The organism is Commensalibacter communis (assembly GCF_947179015.1).
Lineage (GTDB): Bacteria > Pseudomonadota > Alphaproteobacteria > Acetobacterales > Acetobacteraceae > Commensalibacter > Commensalibacter communis.
Window position 1 is genome coordinate 24,246 of the sequence record NZ_CAMXCM010000006.1, and the last position, 18,546, is coordinate 42,791.

Consider the following 18,546-nt stretch of genomic DNA (forward strand, 5'->3'; position numbering starts at 1 on the left):
AGGAAGTATTCATTGATGGTCAGTTTGAATGAGCGTCATCCTGTTGAGCATGTTATTGGCTTCATCGGAGTTGTTATTTTTCACCTCTTGGTGATATGGCTTTTGGTGGTGTTTTTATCAACCCCTAAAAAGGAACAAGCTGAAACGCTTCCTGTACAGGTTCAAGTTATTGATGTTGCTTCTTCTGCTTCATCTTCAGCATCAGCGCAACCGCCAGCCCCTGAAATGATTGTGCCACCGCCTCCTGAAATTGAACCACCCCCAATTAATACAGAGGCACCACCCCAACCCAAGCCTCCTCCGGTGGTAAAGAAAAAACAGGTTAAAAAACGTCCTCCTGTTACGCCACCTGCACATAGTCAGCCAGCTTCTCAACCTGAGGCAACTTCTGGTTCGATGGTGGGAACGCAAGGTCAAGGTCAATCAAACGCAGGTTTGGGTAAGCCTGACCGCAGTGCAGGTAGTCGTCCGTTGAATGGGGCGCAGATTGAGTATCCACCTGATATGGAGGCGGCTCAAAAAGAAGGACGGGTTATTTTATCTTGTGATGTAGAGACCGATGGTTCAACCAGTAATTGTCATGTGATTAGTTCCTCTGGGGGCATGTCATTTACAAAGGCTGCTTTGAAATACGTCAATAGTGCTCGATATCGTCCTGCAACCAAGAATGGTGCGCCTGTTAAAGAATTAGGTCATCGTTATACCATTAACTTTAGATTATAAGGGTATTACTTTTATTGGCAGAGTTATATCATCTTTTACAAATGTTCTTTTCAGCATTATTATTTTTGCTGAGTTGTTTAGGATCCCTGGGTCAGTTTTTATACCCTTGGGCTAATAAAACAGAACAAGAAGCGAAAAGAACGAACATAGGGGCAATAACGCATGCAGCAGGCAGTCATCCTCTCAATGGTGTTCAACCTCAATATCCAGTAGATATGCTGGGGAATCACAAAGAAGGAAGGGTGATATTGTCTTGTGATGTAGAAGTGACAGGAAAGCCCGTCGATTGTCAGATAACGCAAAGCAGTGGATATAAAGCATTTGATATGGCTGCGTTACGGTATATGATGTATGCTTTATTTGATCCAGCGATGCGAGATGGTATTCCTGTTAAGGAATATAAACATCGTTATGTTGTTGATTTTAAATTAGGTCAATAAGCAATATGTTACAAAGAATGATTAATTTAATTGTGCTATATGAGAACATACAAAAGTTGCGAAACATGTCCTCTAACACAGCAAATGCAAAAAAATATACTTTTTGGGGTCGTAAAATGTCAAAAAAACACTCAGCAAATCAAAGTAAGTTGACTGCTTCTTCTGACTCAATGAAAAACGAAGGCATTGAGGAGAACCCGTTTGCTTTGTAGTGCAAAATTGTTCAGAAAGACTGTCAAAAGAGATGATGGTTTTTTTGCCAGTAAACTAACCCGAAATATTTTAAGGTATATTTACTTAAAATTTGTTTTGCGTTTGATGCTTGTCATCTCACGAAATCTTGTTTGCAAGTTTCTTTCTGAAATGCGTTTTCGTTTTTGTTAGTCCATCGAATATAAAGACTAGATTATCTTTGAACCAGTTTGCTTTTTTGTTTTGTTGAGGAATATTTTTAAATTATGAGTAAGCGTTATCACTTTGTTCGTTATGTTGCTCCTGTTGCTTTTACATTGGCAATGGCGGTGGCTGCTAATCAAACAACTATGGCACAACAACCTAATCAACCAGCCCCTGTGCAACCTGCTGCAGCCCCTGCACAACCTGCAGCACCAGCTCCTTCTGCACAACCTGTCCCTGCACAGCAGCCAGTATCTGCCATACCTGCATCTGGTGAAGATAAAGCTAAATCTGCTGAAAATCCTTATGGATTAAAAGCATTATGGTCTGGTGGGGATATTGTTTCTCGAATTACCTTATTGATTTTGGCTATTATGTCTATTGGCAGTTGGTATGTAATTGTTATTAAAATTATTGCACAAAATCGTGTTGCGGGTGCGTATAAAGAAGTCAACCGCAAAAAATTCTGGCAACAAAAGAATTTACAACAAAGTGCTGACGTTTTAAGTGCGCAATCTGCATATCGCTATATTACTGAAAATGGTATCGAGGCAGCTCAACATCACAAAGGGGCTTTGCAAGATTCAATCGATTTATATAGCTGGGTTTCCATGAGCCTGCATCGTGCATTGGATCATATTCAAGGACGTTTACAAAGTGGATTGGCTTTTCTTGGAACGGTGGGATCAACAGCACCATTCGTTGGGTTGTTTGGAACGGTTTGGGGGATTCATCACGCGCTATCAGCCATCAGCATTGCAGGTCAAGCAACCTTGGATAAAGTGGCAGGACCAGTGGGTGAAGCGTTAATCATGACTGCAATCGGGTTGGCAACCGCTGTACCAGCAGTGTTGGGATATAACTTTTTAGTCCGTCGCAACAAAGTGGTGATGGATCAAGCGCGCAATTTCACCGCAGACGTTCAATGTGTACTCATTGGTGGCAATCCTCAAGGTAAAAATCCTGCAACGAAAGAAAGTGACGCTGCATGAGCATTCACATAGGTGGTCCTCGCGGTGGCGGGGATTATGGGGGAATGGGAGGAGAGGAAAACGAAGTCGTTTCCGAAATTAACACAACCCCTTTGGTTGATATTATGTTGGTTTTGTTGATTATTTTCTTAATCACCATTCCTGTTGCAACGCACTCGGTACAGGTTAATCTGCCTGAACGGATGAGCCATCTGACGGTTGTGAAGCAAGGCAATATTGTATTAGCAGTTGATGGGCAGGGAAAAATGTTCTGGAATGAACAACCTATTGCTGACATCAGCACTTTAAATACGAAACTTGCCGAAATTGCTGCGTTAAAACCGCAACCTCAAATACAAATCCGTGGTGATATCAGTGCGCGCTATGAGTTTGTGGGAAAAGTGGTTGAAGCTTGCCAACAAGCGGGGATCAGCCGTGTTGACTTTATTACACAACCACCAAAGCCAAATTAGAGGGCATTAATGATGAATAATAATACATTAAGAACCCGACAAATGCGCCGCCTTTCTATGCAAAAAAGCTCAGAAGAGGAAGAGGTGATTGTTGATATTAACACGACCCCATTAATTGACGTGATGTTGGTGCTGTTGGTGATGCTGATCATTACCATTCCTTTGCAAACACAATCTGTACAACTTGCGTTGGGCAGTGGGGAACCTGTTCAAGCAGAGCCTCCACCAAGTTTAACGGTTGGCATTGATTTTGACAATACGATCTCGTTCGATAATCAGAATGTTGCCAACGAAGATGCGTTGCAACAGAAATTCAAAGAAATCGCAGCACTTCCAGATCAACCAACAATTTTTATTAAACCCAACAGATTGGCAAGCTATAAAACCGTTGCCATCATCATGGCGGATGCTCAGCGATTGGGGATAAAAAAAATCGGGATCATGGGACAAAACTAAGACGGGATAGAGATGATGAAGCAATCAGCTTGGATGCGTAAATTACTAATAGCAACTTTTTTGACCTCTGGGATCAGTGTTGGTGCCACGACACTGCATGCCAAAGATATTGTCAGCAATCAAATGGCTGTGCCTTTGAAAAAAGCGGAACAGTTGATGAAGCAAGGGAAGTATCCTCAAGCTGATGAAGCGATCAAAGAAGCACAAGCAATTGCGAATGCGACACCCTATGAGCGCGATATTATTACGCAGCTTCAAATTGCCTCGGCGGTTAAACAAAACAAAGTTGATGCTGCGTTGGCGGCCTATACGCATTTATTGTCTTCATCTCGTCTGACCAAAGCACAGCGTATTCAAACGATCATGGCGCAAGCCAGCTTGGCTTATCGTTACAGAAAATATCCTGAAACCATTCAATATATTCAGAGTTATTTCAAAGAAGGTGGGGACAATCCCCATATGCAGACATTGCTGATTCAATCTTATTTTTTGAATAATGATTATAAATCTGCTTTGGCTGAACAACAAAAACAAATTGATGTAGAGCTTAAAAAAGGTTCTGTTCCAGCGGAAACACAATGGCAATTTATGGTGAATTGCCAACAAAAATTAGGTGACAAAGATGGCATGCGTAATAGTTATGTCCAGCTAGCAACGCATTATCCTAAACCTGAATATTGGTCACATGTTATGAATTCGTTGGTTTCAACCAAAGGCATGAAGCCCGCTGTTGAATTCGAAGTATGGCAGTTCAGAGCCAAGGCAGGGTTGTTAACAACAGCCGATCAATATATTACCATGGCTGAGATTGCTATTCAAGCAGGCTACCCTTATGCTGCAAAGCAAGCAATGGCTCAGATCCACAGTCAAAACCTGTTCGGTGCTAGCGATCAAAAACGTGTATTACGTTTTGAGGATTATGCTGGAAAGATTACAGCAAAAGCAAAAGCTGATTATGCCGCACAGCTTGCTCAAGCAGAAAAAGATACTTCTGGTGATGCTTTATTTGCATTGGGTTATGACCAGTTCTGGAACGGACAAGTAACAGAAGGTCCAAAATTAATGCAACAAGCATTGTCCAAACCTATTACAGATCGTAATTTGGCATTATTGCAAACGGCTATTGTTCAACAAAATATTGGGCAAAAAGCCAAAGCAATTCAGCTTTTGAAATCGATAAAAGGGACTGGCGTCCCAGCGGAGCTAGCAGGTTTGTGGTTGATGAAATTAGAAGCTAAGTAAGATTTAAAATCTTTTATTACTAAGTAATTCTGCTGATATTATTTCATAAGTTAAATTTCAATAGGAACGATCTTTCAATATTGTGATTTGATCGTTCTTTGAGGAATGAAATAAGCTAATTAATATCTATTAAACATATTAATTGAGTGTGAAAGTAATATGATGCCATGAATTCAGCTGTTCTTTCTGATGCGTTACCTAGTTATCGAAAAGTCCTGACGTTAATAGGGGCAATAATTGTTCAATTAGCTTTGGGATCTGCATATACATGGAGTTTATTTAATAGCTCTATTGCGCATCATTTAGGCGTTGATGTTTTCAAAGTGGCAATTACCTTTGGATTATTCTGTTTAAGCCTATCCTTAGCGTCGTCTCAGGCTGCATATTTACAAAAGAAGATTGGCGTCCGTTATACGACTATTATCGCAGCGATTTTGATGTTTTCAGGATTATTTATTGCTTCGCAATCCACCAGTTTATTTGGGATATATATTGGTGCAGGGATTATTATGGGACTGGCCGAAGGTGCCGTCTATTTAATGATTATTACCAATTGTGTTAAAATGTTCCCAGAAAGAAAAGGGGTCATTGCGTCTTTGTCCATTGGGGCTTATGGGCTTGGGAGTGTGATTTTTAAATATGTTAATCATCATCTTTTGAGTGTATATGGGCTGGAATATGCTTTTTTCTTGTGGGGTGGTATTGTTTTTACATTAATGATTGTGCCAGCTTTTTTTATGGTTGATTCTCCTGAGCAGGCTAAAAATACGGCTAAACGGTTAAGGGAAGTATTGGTTTTTAAATCTTATTGGGGGTTTTGGACAATTTTTCTGATTACCTCTATGACGGGAATATATATTATTGGTGCTGCCAAAGATATTGGCGAGCAAATGGCGCATCTTGATGCAAATATGGCAGCAAATGCCGTTGCGGTATTAACGTTTTTTAATTTATGTGGTCGTTTGGTCATCGGTAGTGCCTCAGATAAAATTGGCACCTTATTATCTTTGAAAATTTGCCAAATATTGCTGTGTATTGGGGTTGCTATTATCTGTTATCCAGTTTTAAATATGATATTGTTTTTTATTGCGGTGGCTTGTATTGCGTTCTCTTTTGGGGGGACAATTGCAGTTTATCCTCCATTGATTGGAGATTTTTTCGGACTTGAAGGGGTTACTAAAAATTACGGCTTTATCTATTTAGGATTTGGCTTTGGCAGTGTTGCAGGAACGATCATTTCTTTTATTTGCAATGGCTTTGAACGGACGATTCCTGTTTTGTTAGTTTTTATGGTGATCGCAGTGATTATTGTGATGTTTACGAAGAATAAGCGCTATTCTGTAGGGTGATGCTCTGTGTTGAGTGAACAAGAGTTGATTATTTATCTGGAAAAGCATAAAAGAAATGTCTATCTATTAATATATACATAGCCGATATAGAGCATTAAGGACTCTTGAATCAGAATGATCCATACCGAAGAAACCCCAAATCTGAATGCATTAAAATTTATTTTGGGGCGAACTATTTTGCAAGAACAGCAAGCAATTGAGTTTACAGATAAAGAGAGTGCTGCTTGTGCGCCTTTGGCACAGTCATTGTTCGATATAGAAGGGGTTCAAAGAATTTTCTTTGGTTCTGATTTCTTGGTGGTGACAAAAGATAATTCTGTTGATTGGAAAACCTTAAAAGGGTTGGTTGTTTCCATCATTATGGAATTTATTTTAATGCATAAGACCATGATTAAAATGGATCCTGTATTATCTGGTGCTTCTGAAATGGAAATTGGGGTTGAAGATCAAGAGATTGTAGAGAAAATCAAAGATATTCTTGACGATGAAATCAGACCTGCTGTGGCTCGTGATGGTGGGGATATTATTTTTCACGGTTACAAAGACGGCAGCGTTTATCTGAGAATGCAAGGTGCTTGCCAAGGATGTCCATCCTCTGCCTTGACATTAAAACATGGTGTAGAAACAATTTTGCGCCGTCATTTGCCTGATCTTGTATCTGTTGAAAAAGTTGACTTTTAAAAAAGAGATTTTCAAATGAACCCTTTGCCAGAGGAATCTTTGCGTCAATTATTTGAAGACGCCAGAACACCTAAATCTTGGTCGAATAAAGAAGTAGATCCTGCTCTATTAACGCAGCTTTATAATCTGGTAAAGTTGGCACCGACCTCTGGCAATTGTCAACCCGCACGTTTTGCATTTGTGACGCACGTGGTCAGCAAAGAAAAATTACGTTCTGCATTATCTGCGGGTAATGTTGATCATGCATTAAACGCGCCAGTCATTGCTATTGTTGCGCATGATCCTTTATTTTATGAAGAGTTACCTACATTATATCCCGAAGCTGAACTGCGTTCTTGGTATGCCGAGGATATTCCTTTTGCTGAAGAGACAGCTTTTCGTAACTCAACATTGCAAGGCGGATATTTAATCTTGGCAGCCAGAGCATTGGGTCTTGATGTATGGCCTATGTCAGGGTTCGATAACTCGATGGTCGATACGTTATTTTTTGAAGAACAAGGCTGGCATTCTAATTTTTTAATTTGTTTAGGATATGCTCAGAAAGATCAACCATCTGAACGATTGCCTCGTCTTGACTTTCAAGACGCATGTTTGATGTTATAAGATGATGAGCGATTGTAAAACGATTTTAGTCATGAACGGTGCGTCTTCTTCTGAAACAGCACCTAATTATATTGCGATTGTTCAAAAGCGTGATTCTCAATATTCTGTTCTTGCCGAAGAAAAAACAACGCTTAAAGGTGGGTCTGAACGTTTTCCAACTTATTTTCAGTCATTTATTGAACAAAATATTCTGAAACCAGATCAAATAGATCTGATTGCGGTGATGGTAGGGCCTGGGTCATTTACAGGTTTGCGAGCATCGATTGCGTTTGCGTTAGGGATGCAGGTTGGTTTAGGATGCCCTGCTGTTGGATTAAGACGTGGCGAAGTATTATTTCCGTTTTTATCGGATCATTCAACTTCTCAACTAATTTGGCATATCACCCAAGCACGCCGAGGACGGGTTTTTGTGGAGACTAATCAGTCTTCACAAGTAATTGCCTATAATGATGATGAAATCCTTTTTCCTGATGAGCCTTTTTTTATCACCGGAGAAGCTGTTTCAAGTATAGAAGACACGCTGCCAAGCCATGCGCAAAGATTGATGGATGTGAATGAAGCAGATGCATTGATGATGGCAAAAATAGCCGATCAATATAATAACACAAATTATATTTCGAATCCGATATGTCCTTTATACGTTGATGCGCCCGAGGCTAAATTGCCCAAAAAAGGATTAAGGAAAGCCCCGATTTAAAATGGCTATCGAATTTTTAAGCCATATTGGTGAAGAATTAGCAGTAGAATTATCGTTGATACACATGGCGGCTTTTCCAGAAAAGCAAGGATGGAAAGGGAAAGATATTCATGAGCTGTTAGAAATCTCTTTTCATCATCTGGTTGTTGATTATGACGCAAGCAACCAAGTCAATGGATTTTTACTTTATTCTTTGATATTGGATGAAGCAGAAATTTTGACTTTTTGCGTCGATCCTGTAAAACAACATCAAGGAGTAGGAACAACTCTTTTGAACGTATTTTTCACTAAAATGAGAGAAAAGCAGGTTAAGATAGTGTTGTTAGATGTTGCCGAAAATAATCTTGCGGCGGTGAATTTATATTATCGGTTGGGTTTTTCTTTGAATGGAAGACGTTCAAATTATTATGAAAATAAAATTGATGCGTTATTAATGTCTTTGTCCCTATAATGGTCATCAAGGACATGAATAAATAATTTGTTGTTTAAAAGTTATTTTCTGTTTATCTTAAAAAAAAGTAAAATTTATAAAATATCATTTGCATTATGTGTATTTTATAAGCAATTTTAGAAAAAGTTTTTATTAATTAGTAAATTGGTTTCTATGACACGTGAAAATAAAGATATTTTATCCCATATAGAACGTTTATGTATTGAAAAAGGATTGAAAATGACGGGGCAACGGCGTGTTATTGCACGCGTTCTGTCACAATCCCACGATCATCCAGATGTAGAGGAACTGTATCGCAGAGCCTCTCGTCTTGATGATAATATTTCAGTGGCAACCGTGTATCGTACGGTGCGTCTGCTTGAGGAAAAAGGCATCTTAGAAAAACATGATTTCGGTGGTGGCAGAGCCAGATACGAGGTCACGGAACAAGGAACCCATTATCATCTTATTGATGTGGATACTGGAAAAGTCATTGAATTCGAAGATCCAGAGCATGTCAAATTGGTGCAACAGATGGCAAAAAAATTAGGGTTTGATTTATTACAGCATCGCTTAGAGCTATTTGCACGTCGTATTCAAGAGAAATAAAAGCTAAGGAAAAGGGAATTGGTTGTGGTGACAGAAGAAAAGTCCACGAATAATTTGTTAGAATTGAATTTACGACGTGATGAACATGTTGAATTGCGCGCTGGAAATTTGGGCGTACGTTTGGCTAAAAATGATGAAGAGCGTGATGCAGCCAGAGCATTAAGATATCGAATTTTTTACGAAGAAATGGGGGCAATCCCCAGTGAACAAGCAGTTCGAACAAAGCGTGATTTTGATGATTTTGATCAATATGCTGATTATTTGTTGGTGCTTGATTACGATCAAAGCACTGTGATGGATCAGGTTGTTGGAACTTATCGTCTATTACCACAAGAAAAAGCGGATTTAGCAGGTAAATTCTACAGTGCGGGCGAGTATGATTTAACAGCTTTGCAAGAATATCCTGGTCGATTATTAGAAGTTGGACGCTCTTGTATTGATGCCAACTATCGTGGTCGAGTGGCAATGCAGCTCTTGTGGGAAGGCATTGCGTTATACATTTTCATCCATCGTATTGATATTTTATTTGGTTGTGCCAGCTTATCAGGAACCAATCTAGCCGATCATGCAGAAAGTTTGACTTATTTGTATCATGCCCATCTTGCCCCCCCAGCATTAAGAGTAACAGCTGTTCCAGAAAGACGTGTTGAAATGGTGCATATGGATCCGCACAAATTAAATCACCGTCATGCGTTGGTTAAGTTACCCCCGTTAATCAAGGGTTATTTACGGTTGGGTGGCTATGTGGGCGACGGCGCGGTCATTGATGAACAATTTAATACCACCGATGTTGCTATTATCGTTAAAACCGAATTATTTGCTGATAAATATTATCGTCATTATGAACGTCGTTTACGTGATGCGTTGGAAATAACTTAATAAAGTGCATCGCATGATGAACCAAGCCTTAAATGATGAATGCACGTGTTATTTTGAATAAATTGATTGAACTAACGGGATTTAAAGCGGTTTTACTGGTCATAGGAATAGGGGGATTGTCTTCATTAGCTTTCCCGCCAACCTATTGTATTCCAATCTTGTTATTCACATTTCCATTATTGCTTTTAAGAATAGATCAAGCCACAAGCTGGAAAAAAGCGTTCGCTCAAGGATATTGGTTTGGATTTGGGTTACATACGGTTGGCCTGTCTTGGTTGGTTAATGCGATCTTAATCAGAGCTCAAGATTTCTGGTGGCTGGTTCCTATCGTTTCCCCTTTATGTGCAATTTTATTGGCGTTTTGGACGGGATTGGTCGGGGCGTTATATTATTGGATACGTCCCAGCGGATGGCGAAAGATCTTTGTGTTTGCGGGATTATGGACCTTATGTGATATGTCGAGGGCGATTTTGCTCTCGCCGTCTTGGTGGAATCCTGTATTAACAGGGTTTCCTTGGAACCCTTTGGGAAGTGCTTGGGAGATCCCTGGTTATGTAGGGGATATATTGATCCAACCTGCGGCATGGGTTGGGGTGGATGGATTGACTTTATTCACTGTTTTACTGGTTTTATTACCTATTTACGGGTGTAAAGGCTGGGTTTCTCTGATTGTCGCAATGATTTGCTGGGTTGGAGCAGGATGGGTCAGGCTTTCTCCAGCGCCTGTTGCTCAACAAGACACGCCGATCGTTGCGTTAATTCAAGGCAATATTGCTGAGGACGATAAAATTAACAACACCGATCCTCGTCGTATTTTTCAAAACTACTTGTCTTTGACAAAAGAGGGAATGCAAAAAGCATTACAACTTCAAAAGCAACAGGTCATTCCCAACCGCCCTGTGTTATTCGCATGGCCAGAAAGCTCTTTTCCTGGCGATATAGCGTATGATTCAGTAGCGAGGACAGTTCTGATGCAGCAAGCAAAAGGCGCTGCTGCAGGGATATTAGGTGCCATTACACGTGATGAGCAAGGGCATATTCATAATAGCCTAGTTGTTTTAAAACCAGAAGATGGCGCAATTATTGCTCAATATGACAAAGCAAAGCTGGTGCCTTTTGGGGAATCTCAACCTTGGTATATTCCCTTTCACATCGTTCCAGGATCACCATTAACTCCAGGTAAAGGCGTGGAAACGATACCGCTTGCTGGGGTCAGTTCGTTTGGACCTTTGATTTGTTACGAGGTTATTTTTTCAGGACAAGTTATTGACTCATCGCATCGACCAAAATGGTTGTTGAATTTAACCAATGATGCGTGGTATGGGAATTCAGCTGGGCCACGCCAACATTTAGCCGCAGTAAGATTACGTGCAGTAGAGGAAGGAATTCCAATCGTTCGTGTGGCGAATACTGGTATTTCTGCGGTTTTTGATCCTTATGGTCGTGAAATGGTACGGATTGGTTGGGGGATACGGGCTGATAAGGCTGTTGCTTTGCCTGGTTCTTTGTCTGGGACGCTCTTTTCTCATGTTGGGCGGTGGATTCCGTTTATCATTTCAATGATTTACGTTCTATTTGGGATTATTTTTCCTAATTATAAAAAGAGAATGCTTCCTACAACAGAGGCATAATCTGTGTTTTTAAATAATATGTATATGTGAGTTCAATTTTTGTGACTTTAGCGTGGATAAAAAACTTCAAGCTGTTTCCGTTGAATAAATTTAAATCATATTCATGGTTATATGCGCCCCCTAAGGAAGCAATTTATTTTACATTAAGAACGCTTCTTGCCTCTTATTTGGCTTTGGCGATTGCCTTATGGATGCAATTAGATAGTCCAAAATGGGCGATGATGACGGTTTGGATTGTTGCCCAAACTTCACCAGGGGAAACAATTTCCAAATCAAGGTGGCGGGTTGTTGGCACTTTGGTTGGGGTCAGTATGGCCATCTTGATGGCGGCTTCTTTTCCCCAACAGCCTGTTTTATTTGGGATTACGATTGCGATTTGGATGGGGTGTTGCTGCTGGATCGCAAGTTTAATGCGTAATTCTAGCTCTTATGGGGTTGTGTTAGCTGGATATACGTGTGCCCTAATTGGATTAAGTACAGCCAGTGATCCTGATGGTGTTTTTATGATGGCAATGTCAAGAGGGAGCTATATCCTTCTTGGGGTATTGTGCCAGACCTTTATAGAGCGTATTTTTGCCCTAAACATGCGTGAAAAAAGCCAGAAAAGCTTGTATAATAGTCTCTCTTTAGCTGTTTCAGGATCGCTTACGGTGATCGGCGAGGTACTGAAAGGGGATTATCAAGCCGCTTTTAAGGTGCAAAAGATTTTTGCCGCAGTTTCCGCCTTTCAAACCAGTGTCGAATTTCGTAAAGAAGAATTAATGAGAGATGATCGTACAATCGATCATGTGTACGCACTTTTATCATCGGTAAGTGTGGTTTTGACGCGTCTTATTAATTTAACAATCTATATGAATCATTTCCCTAAAGACGCGCAATTTCAGGGTCTTATTGACAAGATTCAAAATTATTTAGATCAGCTTATTATTTCTGTTAAACAAGATAAAAATTTCAAAGATCATTTAAAATTATTAAGCCAGTTGCGATGGGATTGTCGGCAAATTATATCGGATTATATTTATCAAGATGCCAATACGATCCAAAATAATAGTAACTCAGCAAGTTTGTTAGAACCACGTATTTTATATCGTTCTTTAAGTGAATTATTGGGTGAAATTGAGGTTGTGATTTTGCAATATCACAATGCGATCAATCCCAATCTAAAAGATAAATTTAGATTTTCTTTGCCTCCATTATATAATTTTAAATTAGCATGGGGGAATCTATTACGTGTTTTTATTGCAGTAATCGTAGCTTGTTTTTTATGGGAGATTACAGCTTGGAACGAGCTGCCCAGTGCTATTGGGTTATTATGTGTTGCGTGTGGACGGTTATGTTTATTTGAAAATGCCTATAAAATGTGTATTGGATTTTTCAAAGGCGTTGTGGTTTGTGTATTGGTTGCGTGGGTAATTGATATCACATTAATGCCATTGGCTAACTCAATAGAGATGGTTTATTTAATGCTATTTATTCCTTTATTTTTTGGTGGGTTGGCTATTTATCATTTGCCAACGCGGGGAACTGGGATGAGTTTTGCAATTTTCCTTCCGTTTATGGTTATCGTGAGTAATCAAAGCAGGATGGATGAGGTAACTTTTTTAAATACCAGCTTAGCCGTGATTTGTGGGGTAGGTTTATCGGCAATGGCTTTTCGGTTTATTGCCCCTTATTCGCCGCAAAAAGTCAGGCTCGAAATCCGTTCTCGTATGTTACATAGTATTCGTGATTTAACGACGGTTCAGCATAACCCTAACCACCGTCGCTGGTTGGCATCAACAATGGATTGGTTTGTGTCTTTGATGCGTCAATTCGATCCTGTGAATGAAAAGGAATTAATCCAAGAATATAATCATGGGGCATTGGCGGTGATGTCAATTGGGTTAAATATTATGGAATTACGCAGTATGATTGAACATGATGTGTTGCCTGAAGATATCAAAAATGAATTAAGAGTGGTGATACGTCGTATTCAGCATTTCCAAGGAGGGCGCTTAGGACGGACGGTATTAATCATTAAAAGTGCTGTACGTCGATTAAGAGCCAGAGAAGGAAAAGAAAAAAATCTTGCGAAACGGTTGGAAATAACGGCAGCGATTGCGTATTTAATTTTAATTTTCTTTGCATTAGACAAAAATGCCGCTTTTCTTAACCCTTCGTATCGTTTATATAATCTGGACTAAATCAAGCTATTAGTATTCAAAAAAATTGATAACAAAGATCATTATATTATTTTAAAATACTCGTAATCTTGTATATACAATTTTTTAATGATGATTTTAAATAATCATTATTAAATACGATTAGGCATTTTCGTCCATGGTTTTAAGTAAGTCGTTTTTTGAACCGTTCCGGTGGCTATATGCCCCTCAAAAAACGGCGATTATTTTTGCTTTTCGTACGCTGCTTGCGACTTATATTGCTCTTGTGATTGCATTGTGGATGGAAATGGACAGTCCACGCTGGGCGATTATGGCGGTCTGGATTGTGGCGCAGAACTCCTCTCGCGGAGAGGTCTTGTCCAAAGCCTATTGGATTATTGTTGGCAATATCACGGGTATTATTGTTGCGCTATGTATTATGGGCAGCTTCCCTCAACAACCTTTGCTATTTGAATTATCGGTTGCATTATGGGTGGCGTTTTGTTGTTGGGTTGCCAGCTGCACACGTAATTTTCGGGCGTTAGGCATGGTGATGGCAGGCTATAGTTGCGCCATTGTGTTATTTTCATCGGTCAGCGATCCCAATGATACCTTTATGATTGCGATGTCCCGGGGAAGCTATTTTATCTTGGGGATATTAGCAGAGAATTTTACAGCCCGTTTATTTGATTTGAATTTACACCATCAAGCGCATAAAAAACTAAATGAAGATTTACAAAACGCCGTTGAAGAAGCCATTCAATCTGTTTCGAAAATGTTGGACGGTGACGCTTGGGCAGTGGCACAATCGGATCAGTTATTATCGGCAATGATTGGTCTGAATAATAATATTGAATTCAGAGAGCAAGAGATGAAAGGCACGGGGCATACAGGTGATCATGCTCGCGCTGTTTTGGCGTCCGTTTCTGGGCTATTGGTGAAAGCAACGGGTTTTTCCATTCATCTTAAGCAAATTCAAACAGATGTTCTGAATTTTCATTATATTGTGCCATTAACGCAAAATTATTTATTAAAATTACGAGAGCAATTAAAAACAGGAGGGTCATTATCAGAAACGTTAAGGGCCTTAAATGCGTTGCGCTGGGAATGTCGTCAGCGCATTGCAGATAGTTTTTATAAAAATTTGGAGCAATATCAAACAACTAGTGATGATTATGCACGCAGAAGTTTAAATGATCGTATTTTATATCAAAGTTTACGAGAGATTTTGGCGGAATTAGAAGTGACTTTGCGTGAATTAAGTAAAAGTCGAGATTTTAATTTGCATGATAAATTCAGATTTGAGGTCAAATCAAATCTTGATTTTAAAAGAGCATGGAGAAACGCAATCCGTGCTTTTTTTGCGATTGCGTTAGGATGTTTTGCATGGGAAGTAACGGGCTGGGATAGAGGCTATTTATTCTTAGCATTTTTATGCATGGGATGTGCACGTTTCTGTTTATTTGAAAATGCAACTTTGGCATGTTTGGGATGGTTCAAGGGGGCTTGTATTGCGATTATTGTCGGTGGTTTTTATAATTTTATTATTATGCCTGCCGTCAGTAACCTTAACTTTCTATTTATATTGATGGTAATTCCTTTGGGGATTGGGGCGTTGGCGATGTGTGTTCCACGCCTTGCACCCGTTGCGTCGACATATACATTTTTCTTTTGTTATATGCTGGGGTTTGCAAATGAAGGGCGTGTGGATGAAATCTCTTTTTTAAATAATGCATTAGCTGTATTAATGAGCGGTGTGTTTGCGTTGGCATCTTATCGGTTATTTTTTCCTTATCGTGCCAGAAAGCTCAGGCGGCAAATGAGGATGAAGTTATTGCGTGGATTGCATCAATTGGCACAGGCTTCATCTTTGCCATTGGCCAGAGAATGGGTTGGATTTGTCTCTGAGTCTTTTGTAGTGTTAATGCGTCAATTAAACGAAGATCGCAACACGACATTGGTAAAAACCTATCGGCATGGCAGTATGGCGGTGATGTTAATTGGCATTAATATTATTCGCCTGCGCCACATGGTAAAACACGATATTATGACAGAAGATATCAAGGATATCTTAAGGGTCGTGTTACGTCGGATTGCTGCTTTTGATGGTCGTCGTGCTGAATATGCCCAACATGCTCGAACTGTCATGATTGCGCATCGTGCGATTACACGTTTCAGACAACGTGAAGCAACCGAGAAAAATTTGGCTGTGCGTGTTGAAGTCAGTGCTGCGATTTCATCGTTGATTTTAATTGCGTATGCTTTGGATAAAAACGCTTCTTTTTTAAGAATTAAGAAACATTAATGATAGTTTAAAGGATTAACTGTTTAATGACACAAGACCAACAACAATTCAAACATTATCAAGGAAAGGCTGAACAGGGAGATGCAGACGCGTTATTTGCGTTGGGATGTATGTATGACAATGGTGATGGAACAGAACAAGATTATGCACTGGCTAGAACTTATTATGAACAAGCTGTGCAAAAAGGGCATATCAAAGCATTAACTCATTTAGGCACACTTTATTTGCAAGGTGCAGGGATAGAACAAGATTTTGATCAAGCCAAAGATTATTATCAACGTGCAGCGCAACAAGGTGCTTCAGAGGCTCAATATAATTTAGGATTGATGTATTTCAAAGGCGAGGGGGTTGAACAAAATTACGAAAAGGCTGCTGATTATTTTCATCAAGCCGCAGTGCAAGGGGATATAGATTCTCAATTCTATTTGGGGCTAATGTATGAAAATGGTGCTGGTATAGAACAAAATATTCAAAAAGCGATCGAATATTATAAAAATGCTGCCGATCAAGGAGATACTGAAGCTCAGTATAATTTGGCTATGATATATTTTACGGGCAATGATGAGATTTCACAGGATGTTCCAAAGGCAATAGACTTTTTTACCGTAGCAGCAGATAGTGGCAATGCGAATGCTCAATTTTACTTGGGATTAAAATATCATTTAGGCGATGGTGTAGATGAAGATTTTACTAAAGCCGTTGCTTATTATGAGCAAGCAGCTTCTCAAGGGCATGTGAATGCATTGTTCAGTTTGGGTGGAATGTATTATTTTGCAGAGGGAGTGGCGCAAGATTATCCAAAAGCAATTGCTTATTATGAACAGGCTGCCGACCAAGGCAATGCCTATGCCCAGTTTAATCTTGGTGAAATATATGAATATGGAAATGGTGTAGAACAAGATATTGCCAAGGCCAAGAAATATTATGAACAATCCTGTGCGAATGGTTACGAGCAAGCATGTGATAAATTGCATCAAGTGTTATGATTGGATGATTTGATTGTATAGGATATTGGTTTCGATTCAAATTTCTATCATGACAAATACTTTAAAGTTATAGAGTCAAGCTTGTTGAAGAATAATGGGTATCTGGAAAAATAAATATTTCATTGTTATAACTGCGATATTGTCAATGATTTATTCTTTGAACAGTTTTGCTGATTCAACCATGATATCCTCTTTAATGAATGCACAAACCCAAAATCAGATCGATAAAGCGGATATGGTAACCCACTTTACCGACGGGATTTATTATCCTGATGAAAAAAATGATGGCTTAAACTGTATGCAAGCAGGAAAAAATTACACAACGAACGCTGATGCCAAGGGTTTGTATCATTTGGCACAATTATCTTTTATAGGCTGCCAAGTGAAAGCGGATACAAAGCTTGCGCTGGTTTTTTATGAGCAATCTGCCAAACAAGGCAGTAAAGAAGCTGCCGCGATGTTGAAATTAATCGACCAACAAGGGGCGAGCATTGCTCAATCTTTGTTAATGACGGTTCAGCATATTCAAAATCAAGCCCATCAAGGGAATGCCAAAGCCCAATATCAACTGGCGATGTTGTCTCTTTATAATCATTATTTGCAAACCAGTATAGATTGGTTGGAAAAATCTTCACGACAAGGATATCTACCCGCACAATATCAATTAGGAAATTTTTATTTTATAGGGATTACTGGTCGTGCTGATCCTGTTAAAGGTGTAGAGGTATGGGAAAAAATTGCTGCCACCAACCCAGTTAATCAAGATCATGCTGTAAAACAAGCAATCATTGATGCGAATGTCATGTTAGGTCAAATCTATTTTGCTGGTCGAGATGGCATTGCGAAAGATCTCAAACGTTCTTTTCATTATTATGAACAAGCAGCCGAACTTGGGAATAAAGAGGCCATGCATTATATTGCGATGATGTATCAGCAAGGAAAAGGTGTAGAAAAAAATCTTGAACAATCTCAACTATGGTTTGAGAAGTCGAAACAATATTAAAATGAAAAAGGTATATTTTTTTGTATGGATGATTGTTGGCGCACTATTTGTCAATGATAGTGGCATTGCTAAAGAGATATCGTTAACCAGCCAATGGCATCTTTATCACAATTCTCGTTTTCATTACCAAATATGTTACCCACTCATGATGATTCCACAAGGGGAGTCCGATAATGGCGATGGCCAGCTATTTACTGCCAAGGATGGAGCCAGCATACGCGTTTATGGTTCATATCGTTTGGATCAGGATTTTAAAAAAATTGTTACTGAAATCAGTCAATGGATGGTGGGTGGCAAGGGACGAATAACATATCGTTCATATCATCCTCAGTGGGCGGTGGTCAGTGGTTATGATAAAGAGGGAAAGATATTTTATACGAAATTGTTGAAAGGCACAGAGGATCGAATAATGGTTGTGGTTTTGACATATTCAGCAAAATTGAAATTCATTTATAATCCTTTATCTGCAACAATAGCATCTTGTCTGAAAAATACAGAATAAACGAATAAATAACGTAGAATGTTTTATTT

The 18,546-nt window shown here is 39.4% G+C and carries 20 protein-coding genes; all 20 read left to right on the forward strand.

Translation table 11 applies throughout. The annotated features are described in order from the left end of the window. Window positions 1-15: 15 nt before the first annotated feature. The 20 genes from PQG54_RS09435 (at window position 16) to PQG54_RS09530 (ending at window position 18,517) form a co-directional block, all read left to right on the forward strand. The gene (locus PQG54_RS09435; protein WP_271790152.1) at window positions 16-723 is read left to right on the forward strand and encodes an energy transducer TonB; all 708 of its coding nucleotides are present in this window, start codon (window positions 16-18) and stop codon (window positions 721-723) included. 14 nt (window positions 724-737) lie between these two features. After that, the gene (locus tag PQG54_RS09440; RefSeq protein WP_271790151.1) at window positions 738-1,163 is read left to right on the forward strand and encodes an energy transducer TonB; all 426 of its coding nucleotides are present in this window, start codon (window positions 738-740) and stop codon (window positions 1,161-1,163) included. A gap of 65 nt (window positions 1,164-1,228) precedes the next feature. After that, window positions 1,229-1,375, forward strand: a complete 147-nt coding sequence (locus tag PQG54_RS09445) for a hypothetical protein (protein WP_271790150.1) — start codon at window positions 1,229-1,231, stop codon at window positions 1,373-1,375. Between the two features lie 246 nt (window positions 1,376-1,621). Beyond that, window positions 1,622-2,551 carry a MotA/TolQ/ExbB proton channel family protein gene (locus PQG54_RS09450; RefSeq protein ID WP_271790149.1) on the forward strand — a complete coding sequence of 310 codons (930 nt, stop codon included), beginning with the start codon at window positions 1,622-1,624 and terminating at the stop codon, window positions 2,549-2,551. Continuing rightward, window positions 2,548-3,003: an ExbD/TolR family protein gene (locus PQG54_RS09455; protein ID WP_271790148.1), complete on the forward strand. Its 456-nt coding sequence runs from the start codon at window positions 2,548-2,550 to the stop codon at window positions 3,001-3,003. Before PQG54_RS09450 ends, PQG54_RS09455 begins: the two co-directional genes overlap by 4 nt. Before the next feature lie 9 nt (window positions 3,004-3,012). Continuing rightward, entirely contained in the window at window positions 3,013-3,459 is a 447-nt protein-coding gene (locus PQG54_RS09460) for an ExbD/TolR family protein (protein ID WP_370866909.1), read from the forward strand. A 12-nt stretch (window positions 3,460-3,471) separates the two neighbouring features. Continuing rightward, on the forward strand, window positions 3,472-4,701 hold the full coding sequence (locus tag PQG54_RS09465) for a tetratricopeptide repeat protein (RefSeq protein ID WP_271790147.1): 1,230 nt from the start codon (window positions 3,472-3,474) through the stop codon (window positions 4,699-4,701). 167 nt (window positions 4,702-4,868) lie between these two features. Next, the gene (locus PQG54_RS09470) at window positions 4,869-6,050 is read left to right on the forward strand and encodes an MFS transporter (protein ID WP_271790146.1); all 1,182 of its coding nucleotides are present in this window, start codon (window positions 4,869-4,871) and stop codon (window positions 6,048-6,050) included. 114 nt (window positions 6,051-6,164) lie between these two features. Continuing rightward, window positions 6,165-6,731: a NifU family protein gene (locus PQG54_RS09475; protein ID WP_271790145.1), complete on the forward strand. Its 567-nt coding sequence runs from the start codon at window positions 6,165-6,167 to the stop codon at window positions 6,729-6,731. 15 nt (window positions 6,732-6,746) lie between these two features. Beyond that, window positions 6,747-7,334, forward strand: a complete 588-nt coding sequence (locus PQG54_RS09480; RefSeq protein ID WP_271790144.1) for a malonic semialdehyde reductase — start codon at window positions 6,747-6,749, stop codon at window positions 7,332-7,334. A gap of 1 nt (window position 7,335) precedes the next feature. Further along, the gene (tsaB, locus tag PQG54_RS09485) at window positions 7,336-8,031 is read left to right on the forward strand and encodes a tRNA (adenosine(37)-N6)-threonylcarbamoyltransferase complex dimerization subunit type 1 TsaB (RefSeq protein WP_271790143.1); all 696 of its coding nucleotides are present in this window, start codon (window positions 7,336-7,338) and stop codon (window positions 8,029-8,031) included. Between the two features lies 1 nt (window position 8,032). After that, window positions 8,033-8,482, forward strand: coding sequence for a ribosomal protein S18-alanine N-acetyltransferase (rimI, locus tag PQG54_RS09490; protein ID WP_271790142.1), 450 nt, complete (start codon window positions 8,033-8,035; stop codon window positions 8,480-8,482). A gap of 153 nt (window positions 8,483-8,635) precedes the next feature. Further along, window positions 8,636-9,070 carry a Fur family transcriptional regulator gene (locus PQG54_RS09495; protein ID WP_271790141.1) on the forward strand — a complete coding sequence of 145 codons (435 nt, stop codon included), beginning with the start codon at window positions 8,636-8,638 and terminating at the stop codon, window positions 9,068-9,070. A gap of 27 nt (window positions 9,071-9,097) precedes the next feature. Then, window positions 9,098-9,949, forward strand: a complete 852-nt coding sequence (locus PQG54_RS09500) for a GNAT family N-acetyltransferase (RefSeq protein ID WP_271790140.1) — start codon at window positions 9,098-9,100, stop codon at window positions 9,947-9,949. A gap of 32 nt (window positions 9,950-9,981) precedes the next feature. Next, window positions 9,982-11,580, forward strand: a complete 1,599-nt coding sequence (gene lnt, locus PQG54_RS09505) for an apolipoprotein N-acyltransferase (RefSeq protein WP_271790139.1) — start codon at window positions 9,982-9,984, stop codon at window positions 11,578-11,580. Between the two features lie 80 nt (window positions 11,581-11,660). Continuing rightward, the gene (locus PQG54_RS09510; protein WP_271790138.1) at window positions 11,661-13,763 is read left to right on the forward strand and encodes an FUSC family protein; all 2,103 of its coding nucleotides are present in this window, start codon (window positions 11,661-11,663) and stop codon (window positions 13,761-13,763) included. A 136-nt stretch (window positions 13,764-13,899) separates the two neighbouring features. Beyond that, entirely contained in the window at window positions 13,900-16,026 is a 2,127-nt protein-coding gene (locus PQG54_RS09515) for an FUSC family protein (RefSeq protein WP_271790137.1), read from the forward strand. A 26-nt stretch (window positions 16,027-16,052) separates the two neighbouring features. After that, window positions 16,053-17,012 carry an SEL1-like repeat protein gene (locus tag PQG54_RS09520; RefSeq protein WP_271790136.1) on the forward strand — a complete coding sequence of 320 codons (960 nt, stop codon included), beginning with the start codon at window positions 16,053-16,055 and terminating at the stop codon, window positions 17,010-17,012. Window positions 17,013-17,169: 157 nt separating this feature from the next. Next, window positions 17,170-18,015, forward strand: coding sequence for a tetratricopeptide repeat protein (locus PQG54_RS09525; protein ID WP_271807721.1), 846 nt, complete (start codon window positions 17,170-17,172; stop codon window positions 18,013-18,015). Between the two features lies 1 nt (window position 18,016). Continuing rightward, on the forward strand, window positions 18,017-18,517 hold the full coding sequence (locus PQG54_RS09530) for a hypothetical protein (RefSeq protein WP_271790134.1): 501 nt from the start codon (window positions 18,017-18,019) through the stop codon (window positions 18,515-18,517). Window positions 18,518-18,546 lie beyond the last annotated feature (29 nt).